The organism is Methanobacterium sp., from assembly GCF_016217785.1.
GTDB lineage: Archaea > Methanobacteriota > Methanobacteria > Methanobacteriales > Methanobacteriaceae > Methanobacterium.
Genome location: NZ_JACRGA010000005.1, coordinates 14,543 through 34,639 on the forward strand (window position 1 = coordinate 14,543; position 20,097 = coordinate 34,639).

Annotated in this window: 17 protein-coding genes; 7 read left to right on the forward strand and 10 right to left on the reverse strand. The window is 38.1% G+C overall.

Annotated elements, in window-relative coordinates; all coding sequences use genetic code 11:
• Positions 1 to 2: 2 nt before the first annotated feature.
• The 4 genes from hacA to HY987_RS01485 all read right to left on the reverse strand — a co-directional run bounded on the left by hacA (position 3) and on the right by HY987_RS01485 (position 3,912).
• Entirely contained in the window at positions 3 to 1,247 is a 1,245-nt protein-coding gene (hacA, locus tag HY987_RS01470; RefSeq protein WP_292754799.1) for a homoaconitase large subunit, read from the reverse strand.
• A 109-nt stretch (positions 1,248 to 1,356) separates the two neighbouring features.
• The gene (locus HY987_RS01475) at positions 1,357 to 2,532 is read right to left on the reverse strand and encodes a homocitrate synthase family protein (protein WP_292754802.1); all 1,176 of its coding nucleotides are present in this window, start codon (positions 2,530 to 2,532) and stop codon (positions 1,357 to 1,359) included.
• 382 nt (positions 2,533 to 2,914) lie between these two features.
• Entirely contained in the window at positions 2,915 to 3,457 is a 543-nt protein-coding gene (cyaB, locus tag HY987_RS01480) for a class IV adenylate cyclase (RefSeq protein WP_292754805.1), read from the reverse strand.
• 50 nt (positions 3,458 to 3,507) lie between these two features.
• Complete coding sequence (locus tag HY987_RS01485; protein WP_292754807.1) at positions 3,508 to 3,912, reverse strand: hypothetical protein; 405 nt, start codon at positions 3,910 to 3,912, stop codon at positions 3,508 to 3,510.
• Positions 3,913 to 4,361: 449 nt separating this feature from the next.
• Here HY987_RS01485 and HY987_RS01490 point away from each other — a divergent pair, with 449 nt between their 5' ends.
• The 3 genes from HY987_RS01490 to HY987_RS01500 all read left to right on the forward strand — a co-directional run bounded on the left by HY987_RS01490 (position 4,362) and on the right by HY987_RS01500 (position 8,090).
• Positions 4,362 to 4,907 carry a TATA-box-binding protein gene (locus HY987_RS01490; RefSeq protein WP_292754809.1) on the forward strand — a complete coding sequence of 182 codons (546 nt, stop codon included), beginning with the start codon at positions 4,362 to 4,364 and terminating at the stop codon, positions 4,905 to 4,907.
• Positions 4,908 to 4,940: 33 nt separating this feature from the next.
• Positions 4,941 to 6,431: a phosphoserine phosphatase SerB gene (gene serB / locus HY987_RS01495; protein ID WP_292754812.1), complete on the forward strand. Its 1,491-nt coding sequence runs from the start codon at positions 4,941 to 4,943 to the stop codon at positions 6,429 to 6,431.
• Between the two features lie 240 nt (positions 6,432 to 6,671).
• Complete coding sequence (locus HY987_RS01500; protein WP_292754815.1) at positions 6,672 to 8,090, forward strand: MFS transporter; 1,419 nt, start codon at positions 6,672 to 6,674, stop codon at positions 8,088 to 8,090.
• Between the two features lie 400 nt (positions 8,091 to 8,490).
• Here the strand turns inward: HY987_RS01500 and HY987_RS01505 are convergent, their stop codons facing one another.
• Together HY987_RS01505 and HY987_RS01510 are read right to left on the reverse strand one after the other, a co-directional pair.
• Positions 8,491 to 8,781 carry a putative quinol monooxygenase gene (locus HY987_RS01505; protein ID WP_292754817.1) on the reverse strand — a complete coding sequence of 97 codons (291 nt, stop codon included), beginning with the start codon at positions 8,779 to 8,781 and terminating at the stop codon, positions 8,491 to 8,493.
• Between the two features lie 269 nt (positions 8,782 to 9,050).
• The gene (locus HY987_RS01510; protein ID WP_292754820.1) at positions 9,051 to 9,668 is read right to left on the reverse strand and encodes a TetR/AcrR family transcriptional regulator; all 618 of its coding nucleotides are present in this window, start codon (positions 9,666 to 9,668) and stop codon (positions 9,051 to 9,053) included.
• Between the two features lie 506 nt (positions 9,669 to 10,174).
• On the opposite strand from HY987_RS01510, the gene HY987_RS01515 reads away from it, so the two are divergent.
• The 4 genes from HY987_RS01515 (at position 10,175) to HY987_RS01530 (ending at position 13,587) form a co-directional block, all read left to right on the forward strand.
• A complete protein-coding gene (locus HY987_RS01515) occupies positions 10,175 to 11,254 on the forward strand; it encodes an NAD(P)-dependent alcohol dehydrogenase (protein WP_292754822.1) in 1,080 nt (359 codons plus the stop codon).
• A 55-nt stretch (positions 11,255 to 11,309) separates the two neighbouring features.
• Entirely contained in the window at positions 11,310 to 11,975 is a 666-nt protein-coding gene (npdG, locus tag HY987_RS01520; RefSeq protein ID WP_292754825.1) for an NADPH-dependent F420 reductase, read from the forward strand.
• A 31-nt stretch (positions 11,976 to 12,006) separates the two neighbouring features.
• Positions 12,007 to 12,366: an SDR family NAD(P)-dependent oxidoreductase gene (locus HY987_RS01525; RefSeq protein WP_292754828.1), complete on the forward strand. Its 360-nt coding sequence runs from the start codon at positions 12,007 to 12,009 to the stop codon at positions 12,364 to 12,366.
• A 456-nt stretch (positions 12,367 to 12,822) separates the two neighbouring features.
• Complete coding sequence (locus HY987_RS01530) at positions 12,823 to 13,587, forward strand: aspartate dehydrogenase (RefSeq protein WP_292755747.1); 765 nt, start codon at positions 12,823 to 12,825, stop codon at positions 13,585 to 13,587.
• Positions 13,588 to 13,677: 90 nt separating this feature from the next.
• Here HY987_RS01530 and HY987_RS01535 read toward each other — a convergent pair whose 3' ends face one another.
• The 4 genes from HY987_RS01535 to HY987_RS01550 are packed head-to-tail and all read right to left on the reverse strand — an operon-like array spanning position 13,678 to position 20,084.
• Positions 13,678 to 16,377: an AAA family ATPase gene (locus HY987_RS01535; protein WP_292754831.1), complete on the reverse strand. Its 2,700-nt coding sequence runs from the start codon at positions 16,375 to 16,377 to the stop codon at positions 13,678 to 13,680.
• On the reverse strand, positions 16,367 to 17,512 hold the full coding sequence (locus HY987_RS01540; protein WP_292754833.1) for a DNA repair exonuclease: 1,146 nt from the start codon (positions 17,510 to 17,512) through the stop codon (positions 16,367 to 16,369). The genes HY987_RS01535 and HY987_RS01540 overlap by 11 nt, the downstream gene beginning before the upstream one ends.
• The gene (locus HY987_RS01545; RefSeq protein ID WP_292754836.1) at positions 17,512 to 19,044 is read right to left on the reverse strand and encodes an ATP-binding protein; all 1,533 of its coding nucleotides are present in this window, start codon (positions 19,042 to 19,044) and stop codon (positions 17,512 to 17,514) included. The genes HY987_RS01540 and HY987_RS01545 overlap by 1 nt, the downstream gene beginning before the upstream one ends.
• On the reverse strand, positions 19,041 to 20,084 hold the full coding sequence (locus HY987_RS01550; protein WP_292754839.1) for a DNA double-strand break repair nuclease NurA: 1,044 nt from the start codon (positions 20,082 to 20,084) through the stop codon (positions 19,041 to 19,043). The genes HY987_RS01545 and HY987_RS01550 overlap by 4 nt, the downstream gene beginning before the upstream one ends.
• Positions 20,085 to 20,097 lie beyond the last annotated feature (13 nt).

Sequence of the window (20,097 nt, forward strand, 5' to 3'; positions counted from 1 at the left end):
TTTTATTCACTAGGATTTCTTATTTCACCGTGAATGGCAGAGTAAGCCACCACCGCCGGGTTAGCCAGGTACACCTCAGATAAAGGATCACCCATCCGGCCCACGAAGTTACGATTGGTGGTGGACAGACACACCTCCCCTGCAGTTAAAACACCCATATGAGCACCTAAACAGGGTCCACATCCAGGGTTTATGATGATGGCTCCAGCTTCCAGGAATGTTTCTATGATTCCTTCAGCTATTGCTGATTGATAAATTCGGCGAGAGGCCGGTGACACGATGAGTCTAACATCCGGATGAACTTTTTTATTTTTTAGCACCTGGGCAGCCTGACGCAGATCCTCCAGCCGACCATTGGTACAGGAACCGATAAAGGCCTGGTCGATACTTTCACCAGAAACCTGAGAAACCGGGTGAACATTATCCACGTTGTGGGGACATGCTACTTGAGGTTCCAGGTCATCCACCTGGAAATGATAAGACCTTTCATAAACAGAATCCTCATCTGAATTGAATATCTGGAAATTATCCACATTCCGCTCTTTTAAATACTTTAAAGTGGCCTGGTTTGGTTCCATTATCCCATTTTTGGCCCCGGACTCCACTGCCATGTTGCACATGGTCATCCTACCAGACACACCCATATCCTGAACTGTGCTTCCACCAAATTCCAGGGAATTATAAGTAGCACCATAGGACCCTATTTTACCGATTATATGGAGGATAAGGTCTTTGGCAGTAACATGTTTGGTTAAAATTCCATCTACTTCAATTTTTAATGCTCCTGGGACCATGAACCAGGTTTTCCCGGTTGCATATACCACTGCCATATCAGTGGCACCCATACCAGTGGCAAAGGCACCAAAAGCTCCGTAGGTGCAGGTGTGGGAATCAGCACCAACCACTACAGTACCTGGTTTGATAAAACCCTCTTCAGGAAGTACCTGGTGGCATATTCCTTCTCCATGGGTGTAAATGTTTTTGATTCCCTGTTTTCTAGCAAAATCCTTGGTTATTCTCTGGAATTCAGCAGAACCAATGTTATTTGCCGGTAAATTATGGTCATAGACTAAGACGATCTTATCCGGATCCCACACCTTGCTGGCGATTTTATTGAAGGTGTTGATGGTGGGAGGTGATGTTCCGTCATGGGTCATGGCCAGATCTACCTGTACCTCAATGATCTCTCCTGGATGAACTTCTGCTGCTCCAGAAGCATTGGCCAGTATCTTTTCAGTGATATTCATAGATAAAACACCATTATATACGAGTAAATATGATTATTTATTCTACCCTTATTTTTGATTAATCGGTAGATTAATTCTGTTTAACAGTTTCATTCCAATTATGGATGTATTAAAAATTAAATGGTCCTCGCACTGAACGCACGATGTCGTTGAAAACGTTATCGTTAATGTATTTTCCTTCTTCCCGTTTTTCCTTTACCATTCCCACAATTTTACACAGTTCATCCTTGGTAACATCGATCCCGCATTCATCCAGTTTGGCCTTCACAGCTCTGCAACCTGAGTGTTTGCCCAGTACGATCCGTCTCTGGTGACCTATGAGTTCTGGGAGGAATGGTTCATAGGTTAAAGGTTCTTCAATAACTGCATCCACGTGTATGCCAGATTCATGTCGGAAAACGTTTTTACCCACAATGGGTTTGTTATCTGGAACTTTCATGTTGGTAAGTTCTTCCACCATCTGGGAAAGCTCATAGAACACGCTAATGTTGAAGTTCAGGTCCACTCCATAGATTAGAAGGAGTGTCATCACCAGTTCCTCCAGGGAGGTGTTACCTGCTCTTTCGCCTATCCCGTTGACTGTGGTGGAAACTGCACTGGCACCGGCCAGTAAACCTGAAATACAATTTGATAGGGCCATTCCAAAGTCATTATGACAGTGTAAAGCTATTTCTATGTTTATTTCCTTTTTTAACTCTCGTACCAGATAATCCATACCCTGGGGGCTTATTGCTCCCACGGTATCGGCTATGTGCACTCGATCAGCACCGTAAATCTCTGCTTTCTTGTAGATATTCTTCAAAAAGTCCAGATCAGTACGTGTTGCGTCTTCTGCTGAGAAAGCTACAAATAGGCCATGATCTTTGGCGTGTTCAATTGAGTTCATACATATATTCAGGGCATCTTCCTGGCTTACTTTAAGTTTATGTTTGAGGTGAAGGGCGGAAGTTCCTAGAAAAGTGATTATTCCATCTACATTACAATCCAGGGCTATGTCGATATCTTCTTTTTTGGTACGGGAAAGGGCTAATATCTTTGCATCCAGATTTTCATCTGCAATGGCCTTCACTGAACGTCTCTCTTCATGGGACACTACGGGGAATCCTGCTTCAATCTGGTGTAATTTCAGTTCATCGAGTTTTCGTGCGATTTGAAGTTTTTCTGGTGTTCTAAGACAGACACCGGGTGTTTGTTCACCATCCCGGAGTGTGGTATCGTAAACAGTGATATTTTCCGGAAACTTTAAATCAACTGACTGGTTAAAGGGACTCACGAAATATTTCAAAACATTACCACCTGTTCTTTTAGATATAATATGCAAAAATGTTGAATTCAATTCAATAATTATATGTGGGAGTTTTAATTTTTTAACACCTGTTTTCCTGGAAAACTATTAATTCCACTGGATTAATCCATGGATATAAAATATCTATAGACTTATCTTGGATCATTATTATTTAAATATAAATGAACTTTTCGTTTTTATCCTCAAATTCTCCGGCTAACATCTTCCGGCTGCCGGTGATAGTGGCATTCCATTGGTTAAACCTTCAATGTTCATATCCTGCTAAAAAAATAACTGTTTTTATGATATTACTGGAATTAAACATTATTTATTCAACATAATTTAATGGAGAGATTTTAATCTAGGAATTATTTGATATTATTTAATGAATATCCATCAATTCCAGGTAAGATCTTCTTTCAAAACCATCTTCTATCCCCATCATTGAATAGGTGGCAAAAATCTCATCCAGTGCTTCTTTGGTGTCCTCACCTTCTTCAATTTCTTTTTCAATCTCCACAAAATTACCCACTCCCTGAACTCCATCCAGGGTTATAATCAGATCATTCATGGTGTAAATAATTCGATTCTTTCGCACTGTTGCCACTGGACGGAAACTGAGGTTTTGGAAAATATCAGCCACTTTATGAGAGTCTTCCACTCCCACTTCGATTTCTTTCCTGGTTTTACTCACTTCATCCATCTTGGCACCCTTGTAGGTTATGAATATTTTTTCTGAAGCTCCACTTATGACTTTTCTTATTCTAAGGGCTTCATCAGTCTGGGCAAAGTCTCTATGAGGTGCGTTAAAATAAAGGTCCTCCTGAAATTCCTCCCCAACTCTCCGGGCACCAATTTTAACCAGTTTCTCTTCTAATGCACCCTGATCTTGGGGTGCGTGGGCTTTAACTTCCACTTCTATCATCTTAAACTCCTAAAAAATAATTTTATATTGAACCTATGCTTTAACCCGGTTCATCCCACTCGTCTTTCTATTGAATTTCTTATATAGATACGGGCATCATCTATCTGGGTCAAATAATTATCAATCATATTCTCTATAAGTTCGTAGGACTTTATTTTAGTATCTCTCTTTTTTAAAATGGATTTCTTCTTTTTTATTCTTTTTTGAATTTCCCGAGAGCTTTTTTTCCGGGCTTCTTCTGGTGAAGGATTCAATTCCTTTAAAAGCGACAAATATTCTTTCCTAATATTCCTAATATCCATCCTAATGTTGTGTCTCATCTTTTTCAAGATGTCTTCATACTCTTCCAGCTCATTAAGGGTTTGCATGGCCATTTCAATGGTCGAAACATCTATTTCCACTCCGTCAATTCCAAGTTCTTCGAGTTGTTGTTGGTAAACTTTGGGCCCAAACATTTGGTGTCACCCTAGATTTATAAAGATCAAGTAAGTCTTGATTATTATGTCACCATATTCTTTAATATGTTTAGTGTGAGCATAGGTTTATTAATGTAGAATATAGATTACACATGATCTGATAATTACTCATTTAATTCTATCCTGATTAATTGGTCTTACCCTCCCTGAGAATGGGGCTCTATTTATAGGGGAGAATATAATTTTTAGGGAGAATAAAAATCATTAGTAAGATCTTTATAAACCTATAATCGGGAAAACTAATATATATGGTCATGAACATACCATAGACGAAAGTGAGATAATGAGTCTTTTTATAAAAAATTGGTAGTATAAAACTAACTATTTTTATGTCCAATTCACGGTCATTTTATATAATTTATATAAAGCCTTTTATAAAAGAATAAAATAGCACATGGTTAAGTAAAGTAACCATGGGAGGATGTTAGATGACAAAAGTTGAAATCAAAGTGGAGAACATAGTGGCTTCCGCAACGCTCGGAAAGTCCGTAGACCTTCCCCAAGTCGCACCAGCGCTGGAAGGTGTAGAATATAACCTTGAACAATTTCCGGGATTAGTCTACAAGCTTAAAGAGCCTAAAACCGCAGCCCTAATATTTGGATCCGGTAAATTGGTGTGCACAGGAGCAAAGTCCATAGAGGACTCTAAAAAAGCAATACACATAGCAGTAGACAAGATGCGCGCCCTTGACCCTGATATACCCCACGAATTTGAAATTAAAGTCCAGAACATTGTCGCTTCTGCCAATCTGGAAAAAACTCTCAACTTAGAGGCAGTAGCCCTCGACCTGGAAAACACCGAATACGAACCAGAACAATTCCCCGGATTGGTTTACCGACTGGGTGAACCCAAAGTAGTATTATTACTATTTGGATCTGGAAAAGTAGTATGTACAGGTGCAAAAACCACAACCGACGCACAGCTTGGTGTAGAAAAAACGAAAGAAAGATTATCTGAATTAGATTTATTATAATTCTATCTTTTTACGTAAATATTTGGTGATCTTTTGATTAAACTTATCGCATTTGATCTTGATAACGTCCTTATAGACGGTGAAGTCATAGACGAAATGGCTAAATTAACTGGAGTAGACGAAGAAATTTCCAAAATAACCAGTCAAGCCATGGAAGGAAAATTAGATTTTGGAACCGCCCTGAAAGAAAGAGTTTCACTCTTGAAAGGAGCATCAGTTGAAGATATCAACAAGGTAATGCTGGAAATCCCCCTCATGGAAGGGGCAAAAGACAGTGTTAAAGAGCTCAAAAAAAGGGGTTACAAAATAGCAACCATAACCGGCAGTTTTGATGTCATTGCCCAGCGCATGAAAGACGAACTTGACCTGGACTACGTGTATTCCAACACACTCCAGGAAAAAGACGGCATTCTTACCGGTGAAGTAACCGGACCACTGGTAGATGGCTCTAAAAAAGAAATTCTCCAGGAACTAATGAAACTGGAAAAAATCTCAGCCGAAGAATGTGCTGCAGTTGGTGATGGTGCCAATGATATTTCCATGCTTGAAGAAGCAGGTCTAGGAATAGCATTTAACGCTAAACCAGTGTTAAAAGAAATAGCAGACGTCATCGTTGAAAATAAGGACCTAAGAGAATTACTGGAAATATTTGATAAAAGTTCTGATAAAAAAGCTTCTAAAAAGGCTGAAGAAGAACCTAAAGAAAGCTTCCCCGAACTTTTATCCAAGAAAAAGGATCTGGAAAAGACCCTTAAAGAACTCACAACCCAAAGAGACAAATTAAATGATGAGGCTAAAGTATTCCGTCAAGAACGGGATGAACTTAACTCCCAGATAAGAGGAAACCTGGACAATGCCCTGAAATACAGGGATGAAAGGGATCAGATTAACCAGGAAGTTAAGAAATATAAAAAACTACGAGATGAAGCCCATCAAGCCTACAAAAAAATGGAATGGACCTCCGGAAGAAGGGAAGCCGTTCAGATTGAGGATGAAATAAAACGTCTGGAAAAAACCATTGAAACCAGAGTTTTAGACATCCGAAAAGAAAATGAACTGGTTAAAAAGGTTACCGATCTCCGTAAGAAGCTTCAGGGCATGCAGGAAGATGAGGAAAGTCGTAGTGAAGCCTTAAAACATAAAGAAGTTTCTGAAACCCACCATGCTAAAGTGGTGGAGTTATCTGACCAGGCACAGGAAACCCATGAGAAAATGCTGGAATACTTCCGCAACATCGATGAAATCCGAAGCCAGGCAGACGCAGCTCATCAGAAATTCATAGAAACCCGGGAAAAGGCAAACAAAGTTCATGATGAGGTTAAAGCCACCTTTGGTAAAATAAGGAAAGCCAACAAAGGCATGGACAAAGTTAAAGCCAAGGAACGAAACGCCGAAGATGAAATCGTGCGTAAGAAAAACTCCGAGGAAAAGGAGAAAGCCGAAGAAATCTACCGTAAGTTCTTAGAGGGTAAAAAAGTTTCCACCGAGGAATTACTCCTCCTACAGAAACACAACATTGTCTGAGACCACCTCAGACACATCCTCCCTATTTTTTTTAATTTTTTTATATTTAATGAATCATTTTATCTGTTAAACATCTGCATTCCTATTAATCTTACATAATTCACTTAATAATCCTGCATTCCCATTAATCGTACATATTCATTAATAATCCTGCATTCCATTTAATTACTATAATTCATTAATCAAATCTAACAGAATATCTATAATTTAATAGAATACTAAATAGGTCTGGTGACTTTAATGGCCCCTAATGATAACTTTCCTAAAGTTAGTAATGATATTAAAATCGCTGCACTTTTAGCAGCCACCATAGCTTCTTTTTTCACACCCTTCATGGGTTCATCGGTTAACATAGCCCTACCAGCTATTGGACTGGATTTCGGTGCAGATGCAATTATTTTGAACTGGGTTACCAACGGATTCCTGCTGGCAGCTGCTATATTTGCAGTTCCCTTCGGTAGAGTGGCAGATATACACGGTATGAAGAAGATCTTCACATACGGAATTATCATATTCACCGTGGCATCACTGTTATGTGCCTTATCCCCCACTGCTTATGCATTGATAGGATCAAGGATACTGCAGGGTATTGGTTCGGCGATGATCTTTGTAACTGGGCTGGCCATAATCAGTTCAGTTTATCCACCCCAGCACAGGGGAAAAGCAATAGGGATCAACGTAGCAGCGGTCTATGTTGGTTTATCATTTGGCCCGGTTGTAGGTGGGTTCATGACCCAGTATCTTGGTTGGAGGAGCCTGTTCTTGTTGATGATACCATTCGGGTTGCTGGTTACAGCCATAGTCTTCTGGAAACTCAATGATGAATGGGCAGCGTCCAAGGGAGAAAAATTCGATTATGTGGGTTCCATACTCTACAGTCTCATGCTGTTTTTGGTGATGTACGGATTTTCCAGTCTACCCCAAATAGATGGATGGGTAATGTTAATCCTGGGTGTTGTTGGATTTTTTGCCTTTATTAGGTGGGAACTTCGGACTAAAAGTCCTGTTTTTAATGTTAGGTTGTTTAAAAATACAGCCTTCACATTTTCCAGTGTGGCTGCCCTTATAAACTACAGTGCCACCTTTGCGGTTACCCTACTTTTGAGTTATTATCTCCAGTACATTAAGGGACTGGAACCACAGACTGCAGGCCTCATACTGGTAGCCCAACCCATAGTCATGGCCATAACCGCACCTATTGCCGGTAGGATGTCGGATCGCATTGATGCTCGACTCATTGCCACCACAGGGATGGCCACAGTCACCCTGGCACTCTTTACATTGACATTCATCGACGGCAACACCTCCATCAATGATATAATTATAGGACTCGCAGTGCTGGGACTTGGATTTGGACTGTTCTCCTCACCCAACACCAACGTGATCATGGGTTCAGTGGAGCGTAAATTCTACGGAGTGGCCTCAGCCACTGTGAGCACCATGCGGCTCATCGGTCAAACCATGAGTATAGGAATAGCCACCCTGGTCTTCGCCCTCTTTATTGGACGGGTACAGATAACACCCAGCCAATACCCGGCGCTACTGGAAAGTATACAGCTATGCTTCGTAGTTTTCACTGCACTGTGCTTTATAGGAGTGTTTGTGTCATGGTGGAGGGGGAATAACAAGGGCTATCAAGAAGAAAAAGATGGGAGATAAAAAAAATACAAGTTAATGTTTCCAAATTTTTTTCAAAAAATCCTATTTTTTTTAAAAAAAATAACTGTTAGGACCAAAAGTGTATTTTATATAATTATTTAAATTCTTTTTAACATGAAAATTAACTACAACAAACCAGTACTGACCTTAATTATAATTGGAATTGGTCTGTGGGTTATCAATGCTTTAGATGTTTATTTAGGGTATTATTATACACATGGAAAAGGATTCCAGATTTTAGGAATCGGTTTGATGGTTATTGGATTGGTAATCTGGATAAAATCCCGTTAAAATGAAGAATGTATTAGGGGGATTGTTTGGTATTCTGTTTGTTCCTAATCTTTGTTTATTTTAACATTCATAATAATTAAAATGGAGTTTATGGACAATTACTCCAAAATCATACTTTTTCAGCTGAATAAATATCAATACCCAAATCTTCGGCCAAAATATCACCAATAGCCACACCAAATGCCTTAAAATGGTCAGTTTGCATGTGGGTATCTAATACTTCCTTGTTTTCCCATTGTTCGACCATCACCAGTGCATCTTCATTTTCAGTACTGGCATATAAGTTATAGTTGATGCAGCCAGGTTCTAAACGGGTTGATTTAATCAAATCATTGGATTTAGAAATAATTTCATTTCTTTTACCTGGTTTAGCAGTTATTGTAGCTGTTACAATGATCATTTGAATTTCTCCTTGAGGGTAATAGTATGCAAATTATTTAGTATTGCAACATTATTTAGTATGCAATACATTAATTGTTTTAATATTTCAAAGGTACTTTATTTGTATGAGTTTATGATCATTATATTTAAACATAGCGATTGTTCTGTTTGTAATGATTAGTAATGGTTTAAAATGGTTTAAATTTCAAGTAAATCTATAAAAAAAATAATAAACACTTATCAAAAGAAATTAATGAAATTCAACTAATAAAATATCGTTTCATTAATTTAATCCTCTTTTTTCATAGAATCCCATAAAATATCTAAATTAGACTGCATCCGCTCCCCTAATGGCATTGCAGGCATTCCTATCCACATTAGAACTGTTCCTACCATGGCAGTCTGGATAAGTAATGAATATTTGTTAGAATCAATATCTTCTCTCAGTATGCCTTGAGCTATACCATCATCAATTACTTCCTTAATGAATTCCAACAAGTTGTAATAGAATTCTGTGTAATTTTTGCTTATTATTTCATATTTCTGAACACCTTCAAACAAAAGGAGGTGTAGGGTCCGGTAATCTATTTTTTCCGCACGTTCCACCAGTTGAGTAGTGGTGTTAATAGTTGAATCGTCTCCTACAATTAACAATATCACAGTTTTTAGTTTTTCTTTGTGTGTGCCCTCAAAATCTCTAATTTGTTCTATGGTGAAATTAAAATAGTTGAAAATGTATTTCTTAATCACTTCGACCAGTAAGGTATCTTTACTATCAAAATGGTAGTAGAATCCCCCGGTAGTAATATCGGATTTTTTTATAATCTCATTCAATGAAACATCAGCAAATCCCTTTTCAAGGAAGAGTAAAAAAGCTGTTTCTAATATCCTCGATTTTGTATCCATAGACACACTTCTTAAAATTATGTAATAATTCCATTAAACCGGTTACGTATTTTATAACCCCGATGTTATAAATTACATTTGAAACAAGTTAATATATTTTCCTTTTTAACCGTACATGAAAAAATAGTAAATAACCTTCTTTTCCCATAATTTCAGGAGATTAATGATAATTTTCGTTAAAAAATGTTATTATAAAGGTTATCACTATAATCATTTTATATAAACCATTATAAATCATTATAAATTTAAATATGTGCTAATTACTTTTAGAAACTTTTATAATCATTTTAAATTAATTTTTATAGTTAATTAGAGTTATTTTTATTAAACTCCTCAATTATAATGCTAATTTATTGTAAATAAGATAATAAAAGTTGAATCAAACTTAAAAAAAAGAGAATACTCTCTATAAATATGTATTATTAATCATTGCAAACAGAACGTTCGCTATGTTTATATAGTATGATCTCTTAAGTGTGAATATTAATTCATTTAGATTCAAAGAGGTGAAGAAAATGAAAGGATTTGCAATGTTGAAAATAGGGGAAGTAGGATGGATAGAAAAGGAAAGACCAAACTGCGGACCAAGAGATGCTATTATTAGACCAACCGCATTAGCACCATGTACTTCTGATGTCCACACCGTTTGGGAAGGGGCAATTGGTGACAGACATAACATGATTTTAGGACACGAAGCTGTAGGTATAGTAGATGAAGTAGGTAGTGAAGTCCAAGACTTCAAAGTTGGTGACAAAGTAATTGTACCGGCAATCACTCCTGACTGGGATTCAGAAGCATGTCAGCGTGGTTTTCCATCACAAACTGGAGGTGCATGTGGAGGATGGAAATACTCCAACTTCAAAGATGGTGTGTTTTCAGAATATTTCCATGTCAATCTGGCAGACAACAACCTGGCAATCCAACCAGAGGGAATGTCCGATGAAGCAGCGGTTATGATCGTCGACATGTTGAGTACTGGATTCATGGGTGCTGAAAACGCAGCAATAGAACTTGGTGCAACAGTAGCTGTTCTCGGTATTGGAGCAGTTGGACTCAGTGCTATAGCTGGTGCAAAACTAAAAGGTGCTGGGAGAATATTCGCTGTTGGAACCAGACCAATCTCGGTTGAAGTGGCTAAAAAATACGGTGCAACAGATATAATCAGTTACAAAGACGGAGACACTGGAGACCAGATTTTAGAAGCAACCGATGGAGTGGGTGTTGACGCGGTAGTAGTAGCTGGTGGTGGTCCTACAATTTTATTAGACGCATTCAAAATGGCAAAAGCAGGATCTAAAATTGCCAACATAAACTACTTCGGTAAAGGACAAGGTGAAGAAGACACCGTACCAATACCTCGTGTAGAGTGGGGATTCGGTATGGCCGACAAAGACCTGATAACTGGGCTATGTCCTGGTGGAAGAACCAGAATGGAAAGACTGGCAGATTTAGTGACCTACAACCGTGTAGACCCAACATTAATGGTCACCCACACCTTCAAAGGCTTCGATAAAATAGGAGAGGCTCTCGAACTCATGAGAGAAAAACCACGCGACCTGATCAAACCAGTCGTCCTCTTGGAATAAACAAAAAAAATTCAATTCTTCCTTTTTTAAAAAACAAAAAAATGGAGTGTTAAAAATGGAGATAGCAATAATTGGTGGAACTGGTGGACAGGGTTTGGGAATAGCAATACGATTTGTACAAGCTGGAGAAGATGTTATAATCGGTTCAAGAACATTAGAAAAAGCTCAAGTAGCAGTAGATAAAGTTAAAGACCTTTTAGGGGATGTAGAAAATCTGAAAGCTGCTGAAAATGCTGATGCTGCAGCAGAAGCAGAACTACTCGTTTTAACTGTGCCATTAGCAGCACAAAAATCAACTTTACTCTCAATCAAAGAAGGTGCACAGGGTAAAACATTATTGGACGCGACTGGACCTTTAGAATCAGCTATCGGAGGGTCCCCCATAACCTATCTGGATCTTTGGGATGGTGCAGCAGCAGAAAGATCAGCAAAAATCCTGAAAGATGCCAATGTGATCTGTGCATTCAACAATATCAGTTCAGCGGCTCTAATGAATTTCACAGAACCAATAGACTGTGACTGCCTAATTTCAGGGGATGACGTAGATTCTAAAGTAGTGGCCACAGAATTGATAGAAAAAATTCCCGGTGTAAACGTTATTGACTGCGGACCACTGGAACGGGCTAAAATCATAGAAAAAATCACCCCGCTCCTAATTGGACTAAACATCCGAAACAAAACCCAATTCGGAGGAATAAGAATCACAGGATTAGGCAAATAACCCCCTAGTTATTCAACTCATGGAGGTAACAATGAAATTAGAAAACAAGGTGGTACTGGTTACGGGTGCAAGTTCAGGGATACGGAATGAAATTGCCAAACTCATAGCAAAGGAAGGTGCATCTGTTGTTGTGGTCGCCAAGAGGAACGAAAACCTGGAAAATCTTGTCAAACAAATAGAAACTAATGGGGGGCAAGCCATCACTGTTGAAGGAGATCTTAACCCCGAAGAAAAGATGCAAACTGCATTCAACGCTGCTTTAAGTAAGTTTGGGAAACTGGATATTGTCATTAACAGTGCAGGAATAGCAGATATAATTGCTCCAGTTGCGGATATGGGTGAAGGTATCTGGGAAGTTGATCTTAAAGTTGATTTAACCGGAGCCATTTAAACATTTATTAAAAAATTTAAAGACATATTATTCACTGGGTTGGAATACCTGTCCTTAAACAGGAACCCCAATGAATAGTCAAGTATTTCCATTTTCGCCTCCGACGATGCCAAATATTCGGGCAGTTTATGACCACCGCTTAAACTTGGAATACTTCCATGGCTAAATATAAAATGATAGGGCATTTAAATCATTCCCCGCTCAAATGTATCCCTTGATGCCCTATTAACTATTAAAATGTGTTTAAAGTTATATAAGGAATTTACGATATAAATTTACCTTAAAATTTACCAAATTTAACAGAATCATGGATTAAATGGTAGTGTGTGAAAAATGAACAAAACAGCGCTACAAGAAATCTTAAAAATAGAAAAAAATGAAATCACCTGGCCGAAATGCAATCCCAATGGATCAGTTAATTCCAATGGATTAGTAGATAATCCTCAAGATGATCCTGTGACTGTAGGGATCATAGGATGCGGGGCCATAGCCAGTATGATCACGGATTTTGCTTTAGAAGGCAAACTGGATGTTGATCTGAAATTCTTCTACGACCAGGATATAGAAAAGGCTGAGAACCTATCATCAAAAGTAGATGGGAAAACAGTCACTAATGTAAATGACATGGTAGATCATGTGGATATGGTGATTGAAGCTGCATCCCAGCAAGCAGTAGGGAAAATCGTTCCACCTATCCTCAAAAGGGGAAAAGATGTTATTATCATGAGTGTGGGTGCCTTAATAGATTTGGATCTTAAAAACCATTTGGAAAACATAGCATTGGAAAATAAATCCAGAATATACACCCCCTCAGGGGCTATTGTGGGGTTGGATGGGATTAAAGCTGCTTCAATAGGTAATATCACCGAAGTGAACCTGGTAACAAGGAAACCCCCGGAATCACTGGGAATTTCAACAGATAAAGAAACAGTGTTATACGAGGGCAAAGCCAGTGAGGCTGTGCGTAAATTTCCCATGAACATGAATGTAGCTGCTACTTTGAGTATTGCCTGCAACATGGAAACAAATGTGAAGATCATTGCGGACCCTGAAATCCAACACAACTGCCATGAGGTCCATGTGGTAGGGGATTTTGGTGAACTTAGAACCACCACTCAGAACAGGAGATGTAATACAAATCCAAAAACAAGTGTTTTAGCTGCTTATTCGGCAATAAAACTACTTAAAAGTTTAAATGAAAATTCGAGGATAGGTACTTGAATAGAGGATATTAAAGTAGCTTTTTTATCATGATTTACATTCTTTAATCTATTTCTTATTCTTAAATCCAAACATTACTAAGTAAATTATTTAGGATTCCACCAGAAAAGAAACACCCTCTTCTTTTTCGATCTTCATAATGTTATCAGCAGCATCTTCCAGGTCCGTATCATGGGTAACAATGATCATCTGGGGTATAATGGACATCTTCTTGAGTAGATCGATAAGTTCCTGTCGGCGATAGACATCCAGGTGTATGGTGGGTTCATCCAGCATTATCATCTCTAAAGTGCCTCCGGAGAGTACCTGGGTTATTCCTAACCTTAATGCAAGGGCCACTGCTATTTTTTCCCCACCACTGATCATGTCCAGGCTGCTTTCACCACCGGGGCCGTAGATGGTTACATCGTAATCCTCATCCAACCTCACATCAGAGTATTCAAAGTTGAACTTTTCAAATAACTCCCTAGTCTTTTCCTCAATAAGAGGTCGGGACAGGTTCCTTAAATCTTTCTGAACACCATCTTTACTATAAATGTCCCTTATAACATTTAAAAGCTTTAAAAAGTCTTTAAGATTCTTTAATTCCTTTTTATATTTTTTAAGAGAATCTAATTTCGCTTCTATTTCCTGAAGAGAGAGTGATAGCTGATCAAGTTGTCCAACCAGCAACTGCTTCTGGCCACCCAGCTCCATTAATTCCTCATTTTTCAAGTCCCACTCCTTTTTAACCCTTTCATGAGATTCTGGATTGTAATTTAATTCATTAATCACTTTTTCCACTTTGTTCAATTCTTCAATAGTTTCCTGGATACGTCTTTGATTTTCATTAATCCGCTGAAGTAGTGAATCTTTCTGACTGACTTCCCCCAGTAAGTGCTGCTGTTTTTTACTCAATTGTTCGAGGTAAGCTATTTCTTCAGGGAGGTTTTCCACACTGTCTCCTGCAATTTCCATAAGAGCACTGATATTTTTCTTCAAATCCCTTATTGGTACATTAATTTCCTCTAACTTTACCACTTGTTCTTTATAGTCGCCTAGGGACTCTAAAGAACCACGGGCAGTAAGATATTTCTCATAATTTCCTTTGATGGCTGCCAGTTGAGATTTATTTCGTTGAATATCGTTTTCAATATTCTCCAGAATAACTATCTTCTTTTGAAGTTCCTGAAGACTGGAATTGATGTTATCAATTTCTTTTTGATTATCATTTGCTGAGTTCAGGTATTCCTTTAGGATTTCCAGATTTATACTCTGAATTTTGGATTGCTGGGAGTCTAAAGTCTTCTTCTTATCTTCAAATTCCTTTAATTTTTCCTTTAAATCCTCTGATCTTAAATTGTTATCCTTTATTTCAGATTGGTAATCAGTTATCAGTTTCTCCCTTATATGGGGGGTTATATCTGATTTACAGATGGGACACAGGTCTTTAACATGCTCCAGTTCATTGATAGGTTTTTCCAGATTCTCATTTTTTACCTGTAAATTAGACAGCTCCCTTTTAATGTCCTGAATAGAATCAGAAGTTTCCCTGATCTGTGTCTCTAATTGCGGTTTAAACGTGGATAAGTGGTTTTCAAACTCTTCAGCAGAACCAAAACTAGTACCCAAAACCTGATTGGATTCTTCAAGAACATCCCTTATTTTTCCCAGGGATTCCTTCATTTTATCTTCAATTTTAGACTTTCTTACTGTGTACTGTTCAATAAGGACCCGACTTCCCTCAAACTGATCCTTAGCATACTGTAAATTATTAATTTCACTGTCTAAAAGAGAATAATCATTATAATACTGCTCATTTTCATTTAAAACATTTTCAAAATGTTTAATATCATTCAAAATTGTGCTTAACTTTTCTTTATCCTTTTGCAAAAGTTTTAATTCTTTACTTTTATCGGCAAGACTTTTCAAAACATCCAGTTTCTTTAACCTGGGGTTTAACCTGGCAATTTCCTCTTCTTTAAGGATAATTTCACTTAATTGTTCGTCAAGATACTGTCCGGTTTTCTCAAGCTGATCCTGAAAATCCTTCTTGGATTTCAGGAGAGTGGTAGCATTTTCAAATTCCAAACTTCGTTTATCCAGAATTTGCTTCTTTTCCCGGAGCAGATCAGACTCAATAATATTCTCCTCTATTTTAAGGTTAATATCTTTAATTTTCCGGGCTAATTCATCTTCTTTATTTTTTTTACTATTAAATTCACTTTCCAAGTCTTTAAGGGATTCGATTTTCCCTTCTAATCTTATTTTTTGTTCGTTGTATTTGTCCAGGATGATTTTCAAATTTTTCCAGGCTTTTTCAAGGGAATCAATACCCAAAAGTCTTCCAATCATCTGTTTTTTTTCAGATGATGTTTTTTCAATCAGGTCTGCTATTTCTCCCTGTCGGACGTAGACTGCATTGAGGAACAGATCTCCATCCATCTCCAGAAGGTTTTGAACTTCCAGTGTTACTTGTTTATCCCCTGAAATCAGTGACTGGAATCTTTCGCCCTCTTTAATCTTCATAATGGCCTTGGAAGATGTTCTTGTCCGCTCCCTCAGTACCCGGTAGGTTCGGCCATTGGTGGTAAACTGGATCTCAACTGACATTCGCTTTTGGCCAATGGTTATAAGCTGTTCAATTCTTTTACTGGTGTATTGTTTAAAAAGTGCAAAACTCGCTGCTTCAAGGATACTGGACTTACCAGCACCATTTCCACCTATTATTATGGATATTCCTGTATCAAACTCGATATGGGTGTTCCTATGAGATTTAAAGTTATTAATGTGAAGATTTTCAATGATCATATAAATCCTCGTAGAAATTCCGGACCATGGTTTCAGCTGTCTTGAAATCCCCATCAGACAGTTCTTTTAAGAGCCCGGTTGCAAGCTCATTAACCTTTTCACTGTTAAAATCATTAAGATTATGTTCAATCATCTTTTTAATGTCCAGTGCTTCTTTCCCATTTTCAAAGGGATTATCCTCATTGTTAACTGATGTTGGATGGTAGTTAGACCTCACCGCAAGACAGAAGTCAGATAATGACTGGTTCAAAGTTTCATACACTTCAGAACGATTGAGATCTCCCCCTTCCACTGTAACCATGAGTATGGGCTTCTTCTGGAGACTGCGGATGTACTGGTTAATCCGCGATAACTCTTCTTGAATCTTGCTGTAGAAGATGGTTTCCTTTATAAACTCCCGGGGAAGTTTGAGGTCAATATTTTCAATTTCAGGCATATCTCCACTGATATCCACCAGATAGAATCCTTTACCATTCTTTTTATAACCTTCAACCTCGTTGGAGCGCCATATCTCAGTGGAACCAGGATAGGCCAGTTTACCCTCCCCAAAGTCATCAACCACTCTTTCATGAATATGGCCAAATGCACAGTAATTGAAGCTTTTAGGCACATCTCCAATTTTAAGCTCATATTCATAGGGTATGTAACGGTCTATACCCTGATGGAGTACCAGAATTCTTTTTTCATAATCCATGGATGACTTTTCAATACTCTCAAGTCGTTCAACTAATTGTTTTGAATGATATTTGGATGTGTAGGGTGCACCTCCTATGAAAACGTTCCCTTCCAGGTAAAAGGGGTTTTTGGGACTTATTAGTTTCAAACCGAAGTCTTTGTACAAAATTTGAGGTGGAAGTGCATTTTTACGCATTACAACATCATGATTGCCGGCTATGGCATAAATTGGAATTTTTGATTCTTTTAACTTCAAAATACCTTGTTGTGCGGTGAGTAATGCTCTGGTGGGAGGTCGTGAATATTCAAACAGATCTCCGGAGTGAATGGCAAAATCAGGTCTTTCACTAACTATTTCATCAATGGCCTGGTTGAACACTTGGAAAAAATCATTTTCCCTCTCAGTAAGTCCGTACTGGCGGTAACCCATGTGTGTATCGGCTAGATGGGCAAACTGCATCAGTAATCTCCTCCCAGATCCTCATATTCCCTTTTCTCTTCTTCAAGGATTTTTTCCTGATTTTTGTGGGATTTCGACCACTCATCTACAATGTTAAGGTCTCCCCCTGATACTTTACCCTTAAATTCATCTATCTTAACCAAAGTAGGGATGCGGGTCATTAAACCAAGCACTATGGCTTCACCAATATTCAATGATGGAAGCTGGGCTATTAAGTCATCACTCAAGCTTTCACTGGCGCGTTGCACATGACTCTGGTCAGTGGGTTCCACCAGACGAAGAATTATCATGTTATTGGCCTGTGACAGGGCATCAGAGTCCAGTGACTTGGGACTTTGACTCACCAGGCAGAGCCCCACTGAAAACTTACGCCCTTCCCGGGCTATTCTACTTATCCACAGTTTAGATTCAGTTTTCCTATTTTGAGGAGCTAGAATATGCGCTTCTTCCATGATCAGAAATATGGGGAACTCCAGGCCATCACCAGTTCTTAAAAACTCTTTCCGGCTGCTTAAGACGTTTCGGAGGATATGGCTAACCACCACATCAGATGCGAACTCATCCACCGAGCCGAGGTTTAAAATATTTGCTTTTCCCACTTTCAGGCTGTCAATAGTGTCCTTTGCTTCCAGGCTGAGTATGTTCCCATATTTGTCCCGCATGTGGTCCAGTTTGTTTAAAACATCGGCTATAGATTTTTTATCTGCGGAATTGGTGGATTTAGCATCCGAATCCTCGGATTCGGCTAACCAACCTTCCAGTTTACTCTGGATCAGGCCAATGAAATCTTTTCCAGTGGGTGAGCCCTGCATGAGGCTTTTCCGTGCAGATTTATAGGCTTTTAAAAAGTACCTTTCCTGGACATAGGCATTGGGTGGTATGTTGGATAATTTTTTGATTTCACCAAATGATAGGTAGAGTGGGTTGATCTGGGGTCTCATTACATTGACTTTATCCTTACCAAAATCAGTGTTCACGTACTCCGAGTGCATGTCAAATATCAGAACACTGCCGTTAACATTCAAAAGACCATCTACAATTACTGAAATGGTATTTGACTTTCCAGCACCTGTCATCGCTAGAACTGCTAGGTGTCTTGAAACCATTTTGTTAATGTCAACTTCTATACTCACTTCTTCCTGAGTTATCAGATTTCCAAGCTTCAAACCGTATTTATCCACTTTGAATATCCTTTTCAGGACATCTGAATCAGCAACTTTTATCTCTGTTCCAGGGGGTGCTGGTGTTCGTGGAATGCGAAGGTCATCATCAATATCTCCCAGTATTTTAACTATCCCCTTCACATAGTGGTCGTCACCCTCTATGGCTTTGATTTTTTCAATGGTTAGGGGATCATATATTTGATCATTAATGGAAACACTGCCTCTTACCAGGGATTCGATCATCCCCAGGACGTTTTTACCATCGTATTTAAGGGAGACGTATTCACCTACTCTGGGCATTTCTTTGGAGATGAAACTCACATCCACCAGTGATGTTTCTCCAATGCATCTTCCAATAATTTTTCTCATAATTTTGGCCTCGCCTGTTTTTCTGAGAATCCTATCATGAGCGAAAGTCTTTCTAAATCCCCTTTCTTAATTACAACATCATTATGGGCCTTTTTTAAGAGAACGGGATATCCTTCTGCACTAATTTTTTGTACATGTTTCAAAATAGGTATTATATCTTTTTTATTAGCTTCATATGGAACTTCAATTTTTAAGAGGTTTTTATTATCTTCTAAACGAGCATAGAAAATAGTAAAAGTCAAATTTCTTAAATGTTCATTGCGAACTGGAAAATAATCTCTCTTATATTCTGAAACTTTAACATGTTTAGGTACTGAAAATCCTTGTTTTATAGTTTTTCTATCAAATATTGCAATATCCGGAAATTTTGATTTAGGAAAATAATCATTACTAGTTGAAGTTTTTGATATGGCGACAATTTTTTTCTTTTTGAGGAAATTACTAACTACCATTATGTTTTCTAAGTTTTCTAAGTATATCATTTCATTTTCACTTTCTAAATCATTAGAAAATTTAGATGATGATATTTCTACATCAGAACGTGTCAATTCTTTTTCAAGGGGCAGTGCATAGTTTTCTCTAATTTTTTCTTTTGCTTCGTTAGTAAGTTCTTTTTCAAGTGGGAATGGTCGGATAAGATTTCCAAGGAGGGAACCATCAAAGAGATATAAATCAACATCATATTCTTCAAATGATTTTAATGCATTTTTTATTTCAAATATTCCCATATAACTTCTTATACGGTCCTCAGCATGTTTGTGGTAATGCATAATGTCAATTTCAGAGCTTTCAACCTTCTGAAGGCCTTGTTTATTATAGATTAAACTTTCTGCATCAATGGCATAAAAAATAGAGCTCAAAAGTTTATGTTTTTTTAAACTTCCATCTCCACCAGCGATTGTGATATCCTCAGAACTTTCTTGGATAGGAAAATCATTCCAACAATTAGAGACATCTGCGTCGATGTTTTCGATTTCTTTTAATCGCTCATTAATCTCATTTTTCTTTTTTAGGGCCTTTTCATAGAGTAAATCCAGCATGTGATCCCTCAAA